The organism is Acidovorax sp. GW458-11-26-14-TSB4 (genome assembly GCF_059423865.1).
Genome location: NZ_JBWKYR010000013.1, coordinates 114,387 through 133,619, shown reverse-complemented (window position 1 = coordinate 133,619; position 19,233 = coordinate 114,387). Strand labels below are relative to the sequence as shown.

11 protein-coding genes and 1 pseudogene are annotated in these 19,233 nt (G+C 69.4%); 5 read left to right on the top strand and 7 right to left on the bottom strand.

All coding sequences use genetic code 11. From position 1 onward, the window contains the following. Positions 1–50: 50 nt before the first annotated feature. Positions 51–380: pseudogene (locus AC07X5_RS23230) on the top strand (GFA family protein); the annotation flags it as partial. A 130-nt stretch (positions 381–510) separates the two neighbouring features. Further along, on the top strand, positions 511–2,475 hold the full coding sequence (locus AC07X5_RS23225) for a sensor domain-containing protein (RefSeq protein WP_494772022.1): 1,965 nt from the start codon (positions 511–513) through the stop codon (positions 2,473–2,475). Positions 2,476–2,571: 96 nt separating this feature from the next. On the opposite strand, the gene AC07X5_RS23220 is transcribed toward AC07X5_RS23225, so the two are convergent. The 5 genes from AC07X5_RS23220 to AC07X5_RS23200 form a co-directional block, all read right to left on the bottom strand. Further along, positions 2,572–3,006 carry a hypothetical protein gene (locus AC07X5_RS23220; protein WP_494772021.1) on the bottom strand — a complete coding sequence of 145 codons (435 nt, stop codon included), beginning with the start codon at positions 3,004–3,006 and terminating at the stop codon, positions 2,572–2,574. Next, a complete protein-coding gene (locus tag AC07X5_RS23215) occupies positions 2,976–7,049 on the bottom strand; it encodes a hypothetical protein (protein ID WP_494772020.1) in 4,074 nt (1,357 codons plus the stop codon). Before AC07X5_RS23215 ends, AC07X5_RS23220 begins: the two co-directional genes overlap by 31 nt. Before the next feature lie 655 nt (positions 7,050–7,704). Beyond that, positions 7,705–7,965 (bottom strand): hypothetical protein, encoded by a 261-nt coding sequence (locus AC07X5_RS23210; RefSeq protein ID WP_409958828.1) that lies wholly within the window; start codon positions 7,963–7,965, stop codon positions 7,705–7,707. 281 nt (positions 7,966–8,246) lie between these two features. Continuing rightward, positions 8,247–10,094, bottom strand: a complete 1,848-nt coding sequence (locus tag AC07X5_RS23205) for an RCC1 domain-containing protein (RefSeq protein WP_494772019.1) — start codon at positions 10,092–10,094, stop codon at positions 8,247–8,249. A 49-nt stretch (positions 10,095–10,143) separates the two neighbouring features. Next, entirely contained in the window at positions 10,144–11,973 is a 1,830-nt protein-coding gene (locus AC07X5_RS23200; RefSeq protein ID WP_494772018.1) for an RCC1 domain-containing protein, read from the bottom strand. A gap of 204 nt (positions 11,974–12,177) precedes the next feature. On the opposite strand from AC07X5_RS23200, the gene AC07X5_RS23195 reads away from it, so the two are divergent. Beyond that, positions 12,178–14,220: a tetratricopeptide repeat protein gene (locus AC07X5_RS23195; RefSeq protein ID WP_494772017.1), complete on the top strand. Its 2,043-nt coding sequence runs from the start codon at positions 12,178–12,180 to the stop codon at positions 14,218–14,220. A gap of 82 nt (positions 14,221–14,302) precedes the next feature. On the opposite strand, the gene AC07X5_RS23190 is transcribed toward AC07X5_RS23195, so the two are convergent. After that, on the bottom strand, positions 14,303–15,139 hold the full coding sequence (locus tag AC07X5_RS23190; RefSeq protein WP_494772016.1) for a dienelactone hydrolase family protein: 837 nt from the start codon (positions 15,137–15,139) through the stop codon (positions 14,303–14,305). Positions 15,140–15,452: 313 nt separating this feature from the next. Between AC07X5_RS23190 and AC07X5_RS23185 the strand changes: the two genes are divergently transcribed. Together AC07X5_RS23185 and AC07X5_RS23180 are read left to right on the top strand one after the other, a co-directional pair. Beyond that, a complete protein-coding gene (locus tag AC07X5_RS23185; RefSeq protein WP_494772015.1) occupies positions 15,453–16,202 on the top strand; it encodes a hypothetical protein in 750 nt (249 codons plus the stop codon). After that, complete coding sequence (locus tag AC07X5_RS23180; protein WP_494772014.1) at positions 16,192–17,040, top strand: hypothetical protein; 849 nt, start codon at positions 16,192–16,194, stop codon at positions 17,038–17,040. Before AC07X5_RS23185 ends, AC07X5_RS23180 begins: the two co-directional genes overlap by 11 nt. 187 nt (positions 17,041–17,227) lie before the next feature. Here AC07X5_RS23180 and AC07X5_RS23175 read toward each other — a convergent pair whose 3' ends face one another. After that, positions 17,228–19,024, bottom strand: a complete 1,797-nt coding sequence (locus AC07X5_RS23175; RefSeq protein WP_494772013.1) for an RCC1 domain-containing protein — start codon at positions 19,022–19,024, stop codon at positions 17,228–17,230. Between the last annotated feature and the right edge of the window lie 209 nt (positions 19,025–19,233).

Genomic DNA, 19,233 nt, shown 5'->3' with positions numbered 1-19,233 from the left:
TGGCGCAGGGCGCGGCAGCTGCGGTCCCTGCCCGGGAAGGAAGGGTGCGTATGAGCACGGCTCCTGTTGTGTTGAGAGGCCACTGCGCTTGCCGCCGTGTCGAGTACGCCGTGCACGCGCTGGAGCTGGAGGCCGTGGTATGCCACTGCGAGCTTTGCCGCCGCGCCTGTGGCGGCGCCAGCATGGCCTGGATCGCTGGCGACCGGGCCACCCTGCGCGTCTACGGCGCGGTGCACACTTGGCGCTCGTCGGAGCAGGGCGCGCGCCAGCTGTGCCCCACCTGCGGCAGCCAGCTGTTTCGCCTGGACGACACGCAGCCGGGCCTGGTTGCGGTGGCCGTGGGCACGCTCGATGATGCCAGCGCCATCCGCAGCACGCGCAGCGACTTCGCCAGCCAGCGCCCGCGCTGGGATGCGCGCGGGCCACTGGGCAGCCAGGTCCAGGCGCCGGCGCAAGGCAGCACCGCGGTCGATACCGCCGGGCCGGGCCAACTAGCGCGCGACGAAACGCATGCAGAGCATGCTCGCCAGCACGGAGGACGCCTTCATCAGCATCGACCCCGGCGGCTTTATCACCGAGTGGAACCCCCAGGCGCAGGCCACCCTGGGCTGGAGCTACGACGAGGCCATCGGGCGTCCCATGCACGAGCTCATCATCCCGCCCGAGATGCGCAGCGCCCACCTCTACGGCATGGCCCGGCTGCAGCGCACCGGCGAAGGCCCGGTGCTGCGCCGCCGCTTCGAGGTGGATGCGCTGCACAAGGACGGTCATCGCCTGCCGGCGGAGCTGTCCATCGCGCCGCTGCGCATGGCCGGCGGCATCGGGGCCACCGCGTTCCTGCGCGACACCAGCCAGCGCCAGGCGGTGGAGCGCGAACTGCGCGCCAACCAGGGCCTGCTGCAGCGCACCGGCGAGCTGGCCCTGGTCGGCTCCTGGACGGTGGACCTGCGCATCCGCCAGGTCCACTGGTCCGCCATGGTGCGGCGCATCCACGGCGTGGACGAGACCTTTGTGCCCACGCTGCCCGGCGTGATCGGGTTCTACGAAGAAGGCGCGCAGGAGCGGCTCGTCGCCGCCTTCGAGCAAGGCATCGACGACGGCCACAAGTGGGAGATCGAAACCCCCCTGCGCACCCCCGACGGCCGGCGCGTGTGGGCGCGCGCCATCGGCAACACCGAGTACGACGAGCAGGGCGCACCGGTGCGCGTGGTCGGCGCGCTGCAAGACATCACCGGCCGCAAGTGCGCCGAAGAATCGCTGCACATGCTCGCCCAGATCCTGGAGGCCACGCCCGACTACGTGGCGCAGGCCGGCAGGGACGGCCGCGTGACCTACATGAACCCGGCTGCGCGCCAGGCCCAGGGCTACGATGCCGGCTACGACGTCACCCAGCACCGCTTCACCGACTTCAACACCCCCGAGACCACGCGCCGCTACCGCGACGAGGTCATGCCCTCGGTGCACAAGACCGGCGTGTGGATGGGCGAAAGCACCGTGCTCGTGGCCGGCCAGCCGATTGCGGTGGACCACTCGGTGCTCTCGCACAGGGACGCTACCGGCCAGGTGGTTCGCTACACCGCCGTCATGCGCGGCACCTCGGCGCAGCAGCGCGCCCGCGCCGACCTGTTTCGCCAGCAGCGCACGCTCAGCTCCATTGCCGAGGCCATCCCCGACGTCATCGCCGTGGTCGACCGCGAGGGCCGCTACGAGTTCGTCAACTCCGCCTTCGAGAAGCTGGTGGGCCCCTCGTGTGCCGAGATTGTGGGCCACAGGATCGGCGAGGTCATGCCCATCCAGGAACTGCGGGGCAGCATGGCCCACATCCGGAAGGCGCTCGGCGGCGAGCCCACCTCGTTCGAGCTGGACCTGCACCTGGGCGGGCGCCAGCGCAACATGGCCCTCACCCTCGTGCCCCGCCTGTCGGAAGGCGGCACGCCCGACGGCTTCATCGCCGTGCTGGACGACGTCACCATCCACCGCCAGCGCGAGTCGCGCCTTATCGGCCTGAGCGAGCGTGACTGCCTCACCGGCCTCATGAACCGGCAGGGCCTGCAGGCCTACCTGCAGCGCATACCCATCGGAGAGGCCCACGGCGTGGCCATGCTGTACGTGGACCTGGACCGCTTCAAGCCCGTCAACGACACCTGGGGCCACCCGGTGGGCGACCAACTGCTGCAGGCCGTGGCCGGGCGCTTTCTGGCCCTGGTGCGGCCCATGGACCTGGTGGCCCGCGTGGGCGGCGACGAGTTAGTGGTGGTGCTGGGCGGCATGCCCAGCCGCGCCGCCGCCGAGCAGGTGGCCGACAAACTCGTGGCCACCGCCGCCAAACCTTTCGACCTGGACGGGCGCAGGGTGCTCATCGGCGCCAGCGTGGGCGTGGCCTTTGCGGGCGACGACGGCTGGCGCGGCCTCATGGAGCGGGCCGACGCCTCGCTCTACCGCGCCAAGGCGGCCGGGCGGGGGCGCAAGGCGTAGGGTGAGCTGGCACACCCGCTGTCCCGTGACAGCCACCCGGAGCGATTTGCGCGCTGCGCAGTGAGGGCCGGGCTGGGACTGGGTGGAGGCGGGCGCTTAGTCCACGTCGTCCCAGGAGAGCGTTGGCCCGATGCGGTAGGGATGCTCTTCAATCCCCCCGCAGAATCCCCTGGCTGGTCCATTGGTTCTCGCGTTGAGCGGGTTGCCTCCATCCGCCGTCGGGCTGGGCGTGCGCTCCGACAGGGGCTCGGTGCCCGGTTTGCTGGATTCGATCGTGGAATCCCAGCCGTCCCACGAAAGGGGCGGTTCAAGACGGTACGGCATCACCAGCCCTCCGCAGAGTGTCCAGGGCGGGAGCTTGGGGCTGATCAATCGTGGGTCCTCGTCCATCATCCAGTTGGATAGGCGGGGGACCTTCACCGTGCCTTGGGACGGCTGCTGCAAATTGATGGGGGCCAAATCGGCCTCGCCCGGGGTGCCCTGATCGTCCGACTCCCAGCTCAACGGCCCACGTGGTTGGTAGTAGTCCATGCGCGTCTCTGACTCGTGCATCGACATGGGCGACCGGTTCTGGTGAGGTGGATTCCGGGCCATGTCGGACAATGGATGGGGCAGGTTGGGTGGGGACGTTGTGATCGCTGAAAGTGTAGCGGGGATGCTCTTGGCGATCTCCAGTGTGGGGTCCGGCTCCTTGCTCGCCAGATGTGTCGCGCGCAGGCCTTCGCGCAGCGGTCCCGTCGCTCTTTGCAGACTCCGATGTATGACCTTCTGACGGGCCTGATGGCGTCAGAGAGCGCGATGGGCGAAGCAAGACCCGTTGTGCTAGTGCCGCTTGGTCCACGGGCACCAGGGTCACGCCCGCGAATGGCTCGGCACCGCGCACGCCGCCTGCCTGCAGGTGCGCGAGGATGGTGGCCTGGTCGCCCCCAACGACGAGCATGCCGGAGTCGAGGGCCTGCACCTGTGCGTCTATCGGGGCGGTGGCCGGGGGCTGGACCTGCGCCTTGCGAGCCCATGTCAACTTCGCCGACCAGCGGCTCCCAATGCGCCTGGATGTCGGCCGAGGTGGCCACCACCACACGGCCGAGGCCGTTGGCCAGCAGGCCCATGCTGTTGGTGAGCCTGGCAACTGCAGCGCGCACCGATTGAACGGTGGCGGGTTTGGAGGGCAGGCCCCTGGCCCGTGAGGGGCGGTCCGGCGAAGGTAGTGCTCTGCGGCTGAATTGCTGGCCGGATAGGGAGGCAAGGGAAGGCTGAGAGGGCAGGGTGGCGCCTGCCAAGGCTTGTGCGCGTGGTGGCTGCTGCAGCAACTGCCGCGCCTTGCCCACCTGGTCGAGCCCGACGAGCACGCCGCCCTCGCGCCGCAGCACGCGATCCACGCCGCCTTGGCGCAGGCGCTCCTGCAGCTGTACGGGGTCGCCCCGGACCATCAGCGTGCCGTCGCGCTGCATCTCCATGACCGGTACGGGATGAGACGATCCAGCATTCGCCACATTCGTTGGCGAGCCATGCCGCCCCTCAGTACGAGGAGCACTGGCGCCCACTGGGCTGGAGCCGGCTGTGGAGCCGCCAGCCGTCGGCGCTTGGGTGGCAGCGGGCGCGAGCTGCGCGGCAGTTCTGGTCCGGGGCAAGGTGGCCGTTGCCGATGCGCGCTGAGACCCACGGTCTGCCTGCGTGCCAACAGGGCCAACCGGGCCAGTCTGTGCAGCGAGTGGGCGGCTGAGCACCCGTTGTGCCAGTGCCGCCTGGTCCACAGGCACCAGGGTCACACCCGCGAATGGTTCGGCACCGCGCACGCCGCCGGCCTGCAGGTGCGCCAGGATGGTGGCCTGGTCGCCGCCGACGACGAGCATGCCGGAGTCCAGGGCCTGGACCTTTGCGTCTATGGAGGCGGTGGCCGAAGGCTGGACCTGTGCCGCTGCGGTGTGGCGGGCGGTGCCGTGCTGTGTGGTGGCTGGCGCCGTGTCTGTGGCGGCATTGGCATCGGCTTGAGGGCCTGCCGCGGAAGCTGTGGGTGCCGGGGCGCCGGGTGCATTGGTGGCTGGATCTGTGGCGCCTGCCTGGGTGGAGGTGCCCGCCTGGCCCGCATCGCTGCTGGCCTGCTCTTGCGGCGGGGTGTCGGCTCTTTGCCGTGTGTGGCTGGTGCTGCCGGTGCTGGTGCCGCTATCGGTATTCGTCGCTGCGGCCTTGGCCGTGGTCGCCATCGCAGGCGTGGCCGATGGGGTGTTGCGGATGGTGGTGTCTGGTGTGCTGGCTGCGGCATTCTGCTCGGGCAGGGCTGCGGCCTGGCGCAGTATGTCGGCCTCGGCGCGGGCCTTTTTGGCGGCGGCGGCCACGTCGGACCAGGTGGCTGCGCCGGGCGCGGGCTCGCCGGTGGGGCCCGCAGCCATGTCGGGCGCAGACGCTTGCCCGGCTGCCGGGACGGCGTTGCCTGTGTCTGTGCCGGAGCCAGTGGCTGTGCTGCGCGCGAGCTCTGCTGCTGGCGCCGTGCCTTCGGTCGTTGGGCCCGTCATGTTGGCGGCCGCGTCCTGCTGCCTGGGCACTTGGGGCGTGGTGGCTTGGTTCTGTACGCGCGGTGCGTGCGTGGCGCCAGCGGCGTGCATGCCGCCGCCCATGGCGGTGCCCATGGTGAATGCGAGCAGTCCGCGTTTGGCGGCTTCGTTGGCCGTGGGGGCCACGTCTGTGGCGATGGCTTCGCCGATCATCTGGCCAGAGTCTTCGATTACCTCCTGCGTGCCGTCGCGCACGCCTGCCTTCAACGCACCAGCGGCGCCGCTGGCGAGGCCGCCTTGGGCGGCCTTGTCGGTTCCCTGGCGCATGGCCTGGCGCGCCAGTGCGGTCTCGGCGCCGCCGCCGGTGAGCTTGCCGGCGATGATGCTGAAGGGCACGCTGATACCTGCGGAGGTGTAGGCCTCTTCTGGCGAATGCCCTTTGTCCAGCAGGCCAGTGAACACGTCGGCGGCGTTCTGCGCGGCCGTGGCGCCGATGCCTGCGGCCGTCTGCGCCGATGCCACGCGGGCTGCCAGGGCGGTCCTGTCCAGTGCCAGGGCTGTCCTGCCCAGTGTGGCTGCCTTGCCCGCGCCGGTTGCGACGCCGGCAGGCAACAGCATGCTGCCCGCCGAGGGCAGCAGCTTGTCGCCGACGGCGCCCTTGTTGCGTGCAAGCATCTGCATGGCGCTGACGTTCGGGTCGGCCCAGTCGACCTGGAAGTTGTGCTCCTGTGCCTTGGCGCGGTCGCTGCCCACCATGTCCTTGATGATCTGCGCGCGGGCAGCCATCGAGTCTGAAAAATCCTTGCCCACGGCATCGCCGGTGGCCAGGCGCACGATGTCGGCGCCCCCTTTCGCGGCGGTGGGGCCCATCTGCAAGGCCCCTGACAGCGCGTCTTGCGCAACCGACAGGGGGGTCATCGCGTGCACCGGGACCTTGGCGGCGTGGCGGGGGGCCTGCTGCACCGTGGACCCCAGTGCCTTTACCTCCTGCCCTGGCGCGACGCCAGCGGCGGCGCCTTCGCGGGCTGCGCGCCGTGCGAAGTCGGGGTGCTCGCCCTTGGCGATCAGCGTCCTGGTACGCCCTTCGACACGGGGATCGAACAAGGCCGCCGTCGGCGATTCCGCAAAGATGCCCTTGTCCGCCTGCGCGAATTGCGCGGCCCTTTCGCGTGCGAGCTGGCCTTGCCATCCGGGCAGGGCTTGCATGCGTTGGCGGTCCTGCGGGCTGGCGGCATCCCAGGCGTTGTTGGCGGCCTTGCGTGTTTCGGGCCGCAGCGGCAAATCGCGGGAGGGCAGGTCTGCCACTGGCAACGCCGTGCGCTCAAAGACGCTGCCTGCGCTGGGTGGCGCGGCTTGGCCGGCAGCAGGTTCGGACTGGCTGGCCACCCAGTGTGCTGCAGCCCCGGTGCCCGGCAGCATCCGGGCCAGGGTCTTGGTGCCCGATGCCAGCTGATTCTTGACCTCATCCACCACGGGCTTTTGCGCTGCCGGGGCCGGGCGGTACAGCACGTTGCGCGGGGCGTCGGCGGAGCCCAGCCGGCCGTCTGGCGGGGCAGGGGGCTGGTCTGGCCTTGCCGCTTGCGGTGGCGGCGCCCCTGGCACGGGCGTGCTTGCCGGGAGCCGCGCAGGCCGGGGCCGTGGTGCCGGCGCTGTAGGCCGTGCCGAGGGGGCTTGTTCTGGTGCAGGCCCCGGGGCTGGCATCTGCGCATCGGCCAGGGGTGGGGGAGAGAGGGCGGCGGCTGGTGGCGCCAAGGCAATATTGCCGCCCTGGCCTTCTTCTGCCTGGCGATACGAGGCCAGGGCCTGGGCGTAGTCGCCGCCAAATGCCTCCAGGCGCGAGCGCAGCGAGGCTGCGGTGTCGAAAATGGAATCGACCGAGCTGCCAGGGCCCAGCGCGCGCAGCACACCGGCATTCACCCCGTATTCGCGCGCGGCGGCATCCAGGGCCGCGTCAAGAGGTACTGGGCCGGGCGGCATGGGGGCGGGCGGGTCCGCAGGCCAGGCGGTCCAGGGTGTGGTGTCGTTATCGGGGGCGTAAGCCCCCCAGGCCTCGTCTTGCGAGGCCAGTTGGTACAGGTTCATGGAAGGGCTCCGCGCAGCGACCGTGGTTTGGAACCTGTCGTGAACAGGTTCTTGAGGTCTGCCACTGTGTCGCGCGCACGGGGGGCGTGCACAGCTGCGGCATATATGCAGGGCACGGCGTGGCATGCCGTGGGCCCTGCCATGGGCTTCTTTTCCGGCAGGCTTGGTCACGCCCAGAGACATGTCCACCTTGTGTGCTGACCCAGGCCGAAAGCCGGGTCATGGCACTACCGCCCAAAACCCAATACCTGCTCACCCGGCCCGGATTTGCGCCCTGAAAGACTGCGTGGGCGCCTTGCCCGCCGCCGGCAGTGTGCGGCGGGCCGAGCTGGGCGCGGGCGTGCGCGCGGTAAGCGATGTCTACGACGCACTGGGCACGGTGCGCTGGCGGACTGGCGGGCGAGCGGCTACAGCGTGTGGTCGCTGTATGCGGCCTACCCGATCACGCCACACCTCAAGCTGGCGCTGAACATCGACAACCTCTTCGACCGGGGCTGCGAAGCCGATCGCCGCCGCCGAATTGCTGCGCGAGAAGCACACGGCCTACGACGTGGAGGTCTTTGAACAGCATTTTCAGCGGGCGTAGGCCGGGGCTCGCCGCCGCCTGGGCCTGGCGCCGCAGCCTGTGCGGGCAGGCGGGTGGGCAAGACAGCGTCTACTGCGCCACCACCACCCAGGCAAAACCCAGCACGATGCAGGCAATCCCGCCCACGAAGGCGGCGCTGCGGTCCGTGAGTACCCGTTGCCCATCACGCACAAAAGTCAGTGCGCCCGCTGCGCCGTGGATGCGGCCTTCGTTGTCTCCGCACTCGCCGCGCCAGCGCCCCAAGGTCAGTACATAGACAACTGCCTTGCCCGTGTAGAGGAAGACATAGTTGACCAGGACGTAGACAAACAGCTCAAGGAAGCCCTCCATGGGTGTGCGTACTCCTGTTGCAAGGCGGCTAGGCCGGGTGCCGGCCGGTCCTCGCATGGTAGCGCAGCCGCAGTTGCCGCAGCAGCACCCACCCTGTCATCCGACCGCCCAAAGCGCGGCGCCCATATGCTGGCCGCCGTGGACTGCCCCGCGTGCCTGGCGGTGGCCAGAAGGCCTCGCCCGATTCTTTCCAGACTTTGCTTTTCGCCGCCTGCCGCATGGCGTGACCCTGGCGTTGCGGGCGAATGCTTGAGGCGGATGCAACTGCCCCCAGGCCGCGGTCAGTAGGCTGCGCTCACCGAGGCCCGCGTGCGCAGCTGTCCCTTGCGGCCGTCCAGGGTGTAGAGCACCGTCACGCCCACCTCGTCGTTCGTGCCCACTGCCACCGGGCAGCCTGCGGCAACGCCGGCCAGCACCGTTTCCTGCTTCATCCCGGCCGGCACGGCTTGGCCTGGCTGGAGGATGCGCTGCATGATCCAGTCCGTATCGGTTGTCAGGCGCTCCTGGCGGTATTGCTCGCGGATGGGGAACTCCATGCCCGTGCCGCTGGTGTTCTGCACCCGCACGCTGGTGGCGACCAGCCCTTTGGGCAAGCCGTTCGCACCGCCGCGAATGGCAAAGGGCACCAGGAAGTCGCTGCACGGGCTGGGGATCCGGTCCGTGAAGGCGACGCCGGGCATGAGGTTGAGGTAGGGCGCGGCCTGCAGCTGCAGGCCGCTTTTCTCGCCTTCCTCCTGGCGTGCCTCGCTCAGCCAGCGGTCCAGCGGCCCCAGGTCGAGCAGCCGGCCCTCGCTGATGGGCCCCAGGTACAGCAGGTGCGGCGTGCCATGGGCGTTGACGCCCAGGGTGTGGCCGCCCGGGTACTGGCGCAAGTGGAGCTGGGTATTGCCCGGATCCGGATCGGTGGATGCCTGGGCCTGGAAGGTCCCGGGCATGGCCTGCTCGGCCCAGTCCAGCACCTGGGCTGCATCGCTGGCGGCGCCCAGGCCTTTGACGGCCAGCGGTGCGAACGAGCCCGGTGGGCGGCAGATGGCGATGTCAACAATGGGGCCCCACGATGCAGGGTGCTCCGGGTAGGTACCGCCCAGTGTGCCGCAGATGCCGTTGCCCCAACCCGTGCCCTGGCCCCAGCACTGCACATAGCCGCCGTGCAGGGCCACGCAGGCCGCTGTCTGCCCGGCGCTGATGGCGGTGGCGGTGGTGATGCCGGTGACCAGCCCGGTGGCGGCACCCCCCAGGGCCGTGCCCAATTGGCCATTGGTGTTGTTGCCCCAGCACCTCACGGTGCCATTGACCAGCAGGGCGCAGCTGAAGCCGTTGCCCACGGCGACGGCCTTGGCCGCCGCGCCCAGGTTCGCCACCTCGACCGGGCTGCGCTGGATGTCGCTGCCGGCCGGCGTGCCCAACTGACCATGGCTGTTGCGCCCCCAGCACGACACCTTGCCCTGCGCGCGCAGCACGCAGGCGTGGCCGTCGAAGAGCGCGACCTCGCGTGCATCGGTGATGCCGGGCACGGTGCGCGCCACGCGCGGCTCATCCAGGCCGCCCGAGAGCTCGCTGCCCAGGCCGACGCAGACGACCTTGCCGTCCCACTGCACCACGCAGGTGGCACCCTGGCCCGCCGCGAGGTGCACAGCCTTGGACAGCCCCTCCACCGCGATGGGAGCCGCCGAGCTGGCTGCACTGCCAGCGCCCAGCTGTCCTCGGCTGCCGTCGCCCCAGCAGTAGGCCTGGGAGTCGAGCAGGGCGCAGGCATGCGTTGCGCCCACCGCCAGTTGCGTGAAGCGCCACACGCCTCCCACGCCCGGGCTGGCTGTGGTGATGGCGTTGACGCCCAGTTGCGAAAAATCGTTGTTGCCCCAGCAGCGCACGGTGCGGCCCGCCATCAGGGCGCAGCTGAAATCGCGCCCCGCCCGCACGTCGAGCACCGTGTCGGGCGCCTGGTCCTGCATGGGCAGGCTGCCCCAGCAGGTGGGCTGGTGGGTGTCGGATACCGAGCAGCCGTGGCTGTGGCCCACGCTGATCGTGGTGGCCATGGATGCCGTGGGCGTGAATGCGGCGGCCAGCAGCAGGGCGGCGCTGGCGAGCAGCTTCTGGAGAAGCGTCGCGGCATTGAATCTTCCTGTCATGGCGTTGGTCCTTTGAAGATGCGAGAGAACAAGGCCAGGGCTGCGCCGCCTAGATCACCGAGTCGATCTTTGCTCGGGTGCGCAACTGCCCCTTGCGGTTGCCGAGGGCGTAGAAGACGATCACATCCACGTCTTCGGACACCTTACCGAAGCTGGGGCAACCTTGCGCCCTGCCGAACAGCACAGGTTCTTCCTTCATACCGGAAGGGATGGGTTCGCCCTGTCGGCGCGTGCGTTGGGAAATCCAGTCGCTCTCGGTGGTGAGGACCGTCATCTGGAACCGGCTCAGGATGGGGAATTCCATGGATTTTCCGCCGCCTTCCACACGCACCGAGGTGGTGACCGCATCTGCTGGCAAACCGTGCAAACCACCCCGGATGGCGTAGGGAACCGTGAATCCATCGCATACCCCGTTGTAGCCGATCAGCTTGACGTAGGGGGCCGCCTGGAGCTGCATGCCGCTCACCATGCCTTCGTGCTCGGCCGCCTTGCGCAGCCATTGGCGCAGCGGTCCCAGGTCGGCCAGTTGCCCCCCTGTGATGGGCCCCAGGTACATGAGGTGCGGCGTGCCATTGCCATTGACGGCCAGCTGGTGTCCGCCCGGGTACGTGCGCAGGTAGTAGCTGTCGATATGGCCCGGCATGTCGGCGGCCTGGGCGGCAAAGATCTGCGGCAGGGTCCTCTCTGCCCACTCCAGCACCTGCACCGCATCGTTCGCCGGACCCAGGCCCTTGACGGCCATGGGCGCGGCGGAGCCGGGCGCGCGGCATACGGGCAGGTCGATAAAGGAGTCGGCATGCCCGGGGTAGGGGCCGCCGGGGACGCGGCAGGGGTAGCTGCTCCAGCCCGCGCCTTCGCCCCAGCACTGTACGTAGCCGCCTTCGAGGGCCGCGCACGCCGCCGTCTGGCCTGCGCTGATGGCGGTGGCATCGGTGATGCCGATGACCAGGCCCGTGGCCGGGGTGGCGGTGCTGGGGGCCAGGCCCGTGCCCAGCTGGCCGTTGGCATGGGTGCCCCAGCACTTCACCGTGCCGCCCTCCAGCAGCGCACAGGTGTAGCCATTGCCCACTGCCACGGCCTTGGCGGCCGCGCCCAGGCCGGGCACCTCCACGGGGCTGGTGAGCGGGCCGCTGCTGGCCGGCACGCCCAGCTCGCCGTAGCGGTTGTTGCCCCAGCACGAGACCTTGCCGCCCACGCGCAGCACGCAGGCATGGCCATCGAAGATCGACACCTCCAGCGCGTCGCCGATGCCGGGCACCGTGCGGGGCGTGCGCGGTGCCTCGGCGGCACCCGCCAGGCCGCTGCCCGCGCCCACGCAGGCCACGCTGCGGTCCTCCTGGACCACGCAGGTGGCGCCGTTGCCTGCGGCAATGTGCACAACCCTCTTGAGCCCCTGGACTTGGCTCGCCACCGGCACGCTCGCCCGGGCGGGCTCACCCATCTGGCCCTGGCTGGCATCGCCCCAGCAGTAAATTGCGCCATAGGAAAGAGCGCATGCGTGCCGCGGCCCCACGGCGATCTGCTGTGCCTGCTGGGGCCCGCGCGCCCATTGGCCTTCGGGGTTGGTGGCCGACTCGCCCAGCTGCGAGACATCGTTGTTGCCCCAGCACTTGACTACGCCGCCCAGCCGGGCACAGCTGAAGTCGCGGCCCACCTTCACGTCGCTCACCGTGAAAGGACCGAGGTCCGGCAGCGCCAGGCTGCCCCAGCAGGTCGCCAGAGTGGTATCGGCCACCGAGCAGCCATGGCCGTAGCCCATGCTCACGGTGGTGGCCATCGATGCCGGGGGCGCAAAGGCAGCGGGCAGCGCCAGCGCAACGATGGCCAATGCCCTGCGCACCAGCCGTGGTGCACGCACCGGGGTGTGTCTGTCGTCCATGGTCCTCAACCTCTCGGGATGTTTTTGGGCGATTCTAGGAACGCGGCTTCCCCGGCACGTGTGGCTGCGGTCACAGGCTTGGTGTAACGAAATGCGGCAGATGAGCCGGCTGCGGCGCTGCCGTGGCCCGCCCGACACGCACGCAGCGCCCTAGAATTCCCCCCAAAACACCGGCACCGCCGCGTTCTTGGGAGGGACCTACCGATGAGTTACACCCTGCAGCTGTGGGAAAAACCCGCCGATTGGCCGTGGCCGACCACCAAGAAGGAGGCCGATGCGCAGTTCGAGCGCGTCAGCGACAGCCCGCCGCCAGGGCAGAACCCCAAGTTCCTGGAGTGGGGCCGGGCGCTGCAGGAGCGCTACCCCGAAGCGATGGACGTGTGGCTGGACGGCAGCGAGGACGGTGTCACCGACGATGCCACGCTGGGTTTTGGCATCAACACCCGCACGGAGCATTGGGATGCGGCCTTCAACCTGGCTTGGGAGCAGGCCACCCGGCTGGGCCTGAACCTGTACGACCCGCAAAGCGGCGTGCACTACCTGGGCAATGGCGACACGCCCGAGGAGCCGGACCTGCAGGTCCGGCGCGCAGAGCAGGCGCGCGAGGCGGGTGATCTGGACACCGCCTGGGCCGAGTACCGCCACCATGCCGCGCGCGGCAATCCGCATGCCCAGTACGCGCTGGGCCGGGCGCTGCGCTTCGGCACGCTGGACCGGCGCCGCCACTTCGAACTGGCGGCCGCGCTGCAGATGATGGGCGCCTACGACCAGGCCACGCGCGCGGATGCGCAGGCCTTCTACGAGCGCTTCCCGGACGATGCCAAGGGGCGCATCCAGACCCTGCATGCGCGGCTCAAGTCCGCATCGGGTTCGCTGCTGCTGTCCATCATCGACAGCGAACGCAAGGCGTTGGACGAGGCCTTTGCGCGCACCGAGCAGATGATGCTCTACAGCCGAAAGCGCATTGAAGCCTCCGACGGCCTGGAGGCTGCGGCCCTGCAGGGCCACGAGGTGGCGGCCTTCCAGCGCGCGCTGGAGGCGGTGATCGGCTGGGAGGAGCCCAATTTCGAGAACGCGCGCTATTGGTGCCAGCGCGCCGTGGATTGGGACCACGAGCCCGCCAAGCGCCTGTTCGCGCTGATGCACGAGCGCGGTTGGGGCGGCCCGGTGGACATGGCCCTGGCCGCCAAGTGGAACGCCGCGGCCCAAGAGCAGCGGCAGCAGGAGCAAAGGCAGCGCCAGGCGAAGGAAGCGGCCGCATCCCCAGGCGGGCTGAGCCTGGCGCCCCTGGAGCCGGCCGCGCACGCGACCGCTCCCGTCGTGTGGACCGGTTCGGTCGCGCGCGACCTGGTGGGCTGGTTTGCGCGCGAGGGCAACCCGCATGCGGCCTACCATATGGGCACGCTGGACGAGCACGGCCGCGACGGCGGCGCGGTGAACCTGGCCCTGGCGCGCGACTGGTATGCCCAGGCGGCCGAGGCCGGCCACGCCGACGCGACCTACAACCTGGGGGTGGCCATCGAGAACGGCAGCGGCGGGCCCAGGGATAGGCTGGTGGCCCAGGCGCTCTTCATGCTGGCCAACACGCGCGGCACCACCGTGCGCGTGGACGCCCTGAAGATCGCGCCAAACGAACAAGGCCCTGTGCGCGCGCTGGTCGCGGCCCTGCGCGAACCCGGCCGCCTGCGCGCCGTGCTGCGCGAGAAGGGTTTGCAGGCTGGCGCCGGCAGCGCGGCAGGGCGGGGCGTTGCGCCCGCCGCTTCCGCCGTCGCAGGTGCGGCCAGCGGTGCAGCGATGGCAGGGTTGTCGGGCACCGACTGGGGCCGTGCCGGCGGCGGCGCCGCACCGCCGCAGGGTGGTGCATCGCCGTCGCCATCCTCCCCGCCCAGGCCCTCGCGCAACCGCGCCGACGAAGAAGAAGATGAGGACAACGGCACCCGCCGGGCCGGGGCGCGCCGCAGCGATGCATCCCGCAAGGGCACCTCTGTGCACCTGGGCCACCTGGGCCTGGCCATCGGCGCGGCCAGCGTGGTGCTGCTCATCGCCTCGGGCAAATCCGGCCCGAGCTTTCGCACGGGCATGTACATCCTGGGCTTGATCGCCGCCTTCGGCGCCTGGCGCACGGGGCGCGATTTCGACTGGGGCCCGGCCGCGCGCGCCCTGGTGGCCGCGGTGGCGGCCATCCCGCTGGTGGGCATGGCCGTGTGCATCTGGATGCTGATGAAGTCGTTTCGCGGGCGGGATTGAACCACCTGGGCTGCCCTGAGGCAACCCCGCACATGCATGCCCGGGCGCCGCAGCGCCGGGGATGCGTTCATTCAGGCCGGGATCAGGCCAGTGCCTTGCCGAATGTGGCGAGCATGCGTGTCCAGGCGCGGTCGGCCTGGGCGGCGTCGTAGACCCGCGTGTCGGGCGGGCACCAGCCGTGCGCGGCGGGGTAGACCTCCACCTCGGCCTGCAGCTTGGCGCTCTCGAACGCGGTGCGCAGGCTGGTCTTGGACTCGGGGTCCTTGGTGTCGTCGTTCTCGGCAATCGCAATCAGGTACTGCGCCTTGGTCTGCGCCACCAGGCGGTGGGGGCTGTCGGGCGCTGGCGTCACCATGGCGGCGCCGTGGAAGCTCGCCACGGCACCCACGCGGCCCGCCGCCACCGTGGCCGTGCGCACCGCAATCGGCCCGCCCATGCAGTAGCCGGTGGTACCGATCTTGCGCGCCTTGTCCACCTCGGCCTGGGCGTCGAGCCAGGCCACGAAGGTCTTGCCGTCGCTCAGGTGCATGGCGGGCGTCAGGGCCTGCATCAGGGGCATCACCTCGGCAATCGGCGTCTGGCCGCCCTGTGGTGCGGTCGGCGCCTTCTTCTGCCGGTAGAAGGGGTTGACGACGAGCACGCTGTAGCCCGACTCGGCCAGGCGCTTGCCCATCTGCCGGAAGGCCGGGCGCAGGCCGAATATGTCGGGCCATACCAGCACGCCGGGGGCCGGGCCAGAGGTCGGGGCGACGAAGTAGGCATCGCAGCTGCCGTCCGGCGTGGTGATGGTCACGTCACGCTCGGCCACCGCTGCGGCGTTGGCCACCGCCGGCAAGGTGGTCAGCAAACCGGCGGAAGCCGCCCACGCGGTGAAGTCGCGGCGGGTGTACTTGTGGAGATCGTCGTTGGAATCGCACATGGTAGGTCCAGCTCCTTTTCGGTCAAAACAAAACAGTTGCGGCAGGGCGTGCCATGGTACGTGACAAACATGAATGCTGCAGGCGTTTTGGCGCCGTTGCGCGGTGCGTTGAGGGCTGCCCAAATCACCCACAAACTGCATGGCAAACGCGGAATTGGCCGATTCCGGGGCTGCGCTTACGATGGTTGCGAGGGATTTTTTCCATCCAACAAACAAGAACGACCAGAACATGAGAGACAGGCTCCGCCCGGGAGCCTCCCTGCTGCCTGCGGCCAGTAATGCACCGCCTGGCAAGGCGCTTCGCACAGGGGAGGTGACGCCACTGACCAGCAGCGCCCATGCCGGCGCTCAGCCAAGCCGTCGTAAAAGCCCGCAGGAGCTGGCCGCCCGGCAGCGGTATGCCGAGCTGCAGGTGCTGGACCAGATCCGCAGTGGCATGGGTGATGCCTATGCCTCGCGGGCGCGGCAGGCCCGGTTGAACCGGCTGCAGCGCGAAAGGCTTTCCGCCAGGAAGCTGCTGGCTTACCGCTTCGCGATTCCCGCCGTTGTAGCGCTGGTGTTTGTGCTTGGCGGCCTGTATTTCGAGCTGTCCATGGGCGGGGGCTTCCTGTTCTTCGGCAGCGCCGCGTTGCGCGCTGCCATGCCTTGGGTGGTGGGTGCCCTGGTCCCGGTCTTCGTCTGGGCATTCTTTCGCTTTGAACGGGTCTTGCCCGAGCTGGCGCAAACCATTCCTGGCGCGTTCTTCCGCACGGTGATCGCGTACCCTTTCCTGGCGTTGATGTGCGCAGCAGCGATGGCCGCTGCGCCCTGGGGCTGGGTGGCTTACCTGGGGTGGATGGCCGGCACGCCGCAGCGCGTGGACGCGCGCGTGGTCTCGGTCGAAGTGCTGCGCAACTATGTTCCCTGCGGCCAGCATGCGCGCCTGGAGTTCCGTGGCACGGTTGCACGCATCTGCGTGGAGGATCGCCTGGCAGCCAAGGCGCCAGGGGCTGGGGATGCAGTGGCGGTGTATGGGCGCGTTTCGCGCCTGGGTTTGTATGTGCGGGAGATCCATGCCAAGTAAGCCTGCCAACACCCTGCTGCCTGCGCAGACCGCGCCAGGTAACGCCGTCGACGCCCTGGGGCCGGAGGTGGCGGCCGTGCTTCGGGAAGGCATGGCGCTCGAAGAAAAAGGGCTGCTGGATGCCAAGGCCAGCGCAGCCATCGAGGCCCGGCTGGATGCCATCCTGCAGGCCCAGATGCGCGCGGCGGGGTTGCCGCAACAGCAACCGCAGCAACCGCAGCAAGCCATTGAGACCCCGGATGCCCATGCTGCGCACCGCAGTGCGGGGAGGCCGCTTCGCCACCGAGGGACATCGGACAGGGTGCGCATCGTCGTCGCACTGGTTTTTGCCGCCGCGTTCGCCGGGCTGTTGTTGGAAGTCACCCTTGGATCGGGTTTCATCTGGTCGGGAGGTACTGCCTACGGTGCGTTGGGAGGGCAATTGTTTGTGGTGCTGGCACCGGTATGCGCGGTGGGCCTGTATCTCCATGAAAGATCGACCGGGTCGATTCGAGCGCAGTACCCTACAGGGTTTGTGCGCTGGGTTTTCTTGTATCCCACGATGGTGGTGTTCATGGCGGGCTTTTTGATTTCCATCCCATGGGGATGGGCGGCCCTGCTGGGGTGGACCTTCGGCGCGCCTTCGCGCGTGGATGTGCGTGTCGCCTCGGTGCAGGTGCACGATGGAAGGAAGCGCAACTGCGATCAATCTGCCCGGCTTGAATTCAAGGGCGCTACGGCCCGCATCTGCCTGGATGGCCGACTTGCGGGAGCGGTGCCAGCAGCGGACGATACGGTCGCTGTATCTGGCCGCGTTTCGCGGCTGGGCCTGCATGTGCAGCAGGTGCACGGCCGATGACCGGGCCTACTGGGCGCCGCACCGCGAGCAGTCGCACCGCGCGGGGCCGGCGCTTTTCGGCAGCATCAGGCTGGTAGAGAGCGAGGCGGCCTGCCTGTATAGCCAGGCCTACCGGCAGCGCGGCAACATGTGCACGGCACGCACCACGTGTGATTTCTGACCCGAGGCCAGGACTCGGGACTTGTTCTCAGGACGTCTCCAACACCTTGGCCCGCGCCCGCACCTGCCCCGCTTGCCCGTCGATGGTGAAATACAGCACCAGCTCCACGTCGGCGTCCCCGCGGATGATGGTGGCGGGACAGCCCGAGGCACGGCCCCTGTAAACGTCGGGTGATGGGGTGTATTGACTTTCCTCTGTCACGTTGGGCACATCCACATAGGTGTCGCCTTTGAGCAGCCGGATCGAGGTCGGCTTGAATCCGGCGGGCAGGGTATGGCCAGGGGTGGGGCTCACCATGAACCAGACATACAGGTTGTTGCAACTGGTCTGGGACGACTTGCCAAAGAAGTCCACGTTGACCGATACGTGCTGCAGCTGCAAGCTGTTGCTGATGGGCGGCGTGACGGGCTGGGAGGCACGGGCTTGCCGTGCCCAGTGGGCAAGGCGGCCCAGGTCGCGCAGCTGGCCGCCGCTGTCGGGGCCCAGGTACATCAGGTGCGGGGTGCCGTGGCCGTTGACGGCGAGGTAGGTGTTGCCCGGGTAGGCGCGGACCAGGTAGTTTCCGATGCGACCGGGCAACGAGGGGAGGTTGAACTGGGGTGGAAAAGTCCTTGGAAGGCTGGCCTCTGCCCAGTCCAGCACCATGTTCGCATCGGCCAGCGGGCCAAGATCCTGCACTGCGTAGGGCGTGGCAGACACTCTACTGAAGCAGGCAGCGAGATTGGAAGTGGGATGGCTGTACTGCACGCCCGGGTAGTAAGCCCCTGCAGTATCGCACAGGCCGTCGCCGCGGCCGATGCCGGTGCCCCAGCAGTTGACATAGCCGCCGTCGAGCACCGCGCAGGCGTGTGTGGCGCCTGTGCTGATGGCGGTGGCATCGGTGATGCCCAGCACATTGCCCGTTTCCGGCGCGGCTGAATCACGGTGGTAGCCGATGCCCAACTGTGCGCCGGCGTTGCCGCCCCAGCATTTCACCGTTCCGTCGGTGAGCACGGCGCAGCTGTATCCGGGGCCCACGGCAACGGCCTTGGCCGCACCGCCCAGGCCCTGCACCTCCACCGGTGCGGTCACCGGCGTGGCACTGGCCGGCGTACCCAGCTCCCCCTGGGCATTGCTGCCCCAGCAGGCGATGGCGCCGGTCTTGCGCAGCACACAGGCGTGGCCGTCGAAGAGGGCCACGTCCACCGCATCGCCGATGCCCGGCACCCGCGTGCCCGTGCCGGGCGCGGGGGCCATGCCGCCCGGCGCGGTGAGCTGCGGGCTGCCGGTGCCGTAGCACCACACGCTGCCATCGCGCTTGACCGCGCAGGTGCTGCCGTTGCCGGCGGCCACACGGGTCACGTCGTACAGGCCTTCGGCATACGAGGCCTGGGCCGATGGCGTGGCGCTCACCGGCGCGCCGCGCTGGCCCCGGCTGCCATCGCCCCAGCAGTACACAACAGCGCCGCTGAGCGCGCAGGCATGGGTGGCGCCCACCGCCAACTGGGTGGCCTGCCGCACGCCTGCGATGGCCTGGCCCGGTGTGTCAGCCGTGGCCGGGCCGAACGAGAGGCTGCCCATGGTGCCCCAGCAGCTCACGGTTTCGTCCTTGCGCAGCGCGCAGTTGAAGCCCTTGCCCGCGCGCAGGTCGGCAATGCCTGCGCTGCTGGTCCTGGCCAGCGGCACGGCGCCCCAGCACTGGGCGACCCAGTCGTTGGAGACGGAGCACGAGGTGTCGTAGCCGGTGCTGAGCGTGGTGGCTTGGGCCGGCGCAGCGGCCAGAATCAACAGGCTGGCGAGCAGGGCCCCAAGCCAGAGGAGGGGAGCTGAGAAGGTGTTGCGCATGGCGGCCGTTCTATCAGCTTTGCTGCCGTATGCACACACAAAAAACACCTGGTCACGAATGGCCTGGCGCCCAGGCGCGACACAATGCCGACCGGAATTTCTGTTTGCAAACCCTTCAATCCAAGCTGTCCCATGACGACCGAGCCCGTGCGCTACCAACTGGTCCTCCAGTTTCCCGGCAGCTACTTCACCTCGCTGGACTAGGTGCA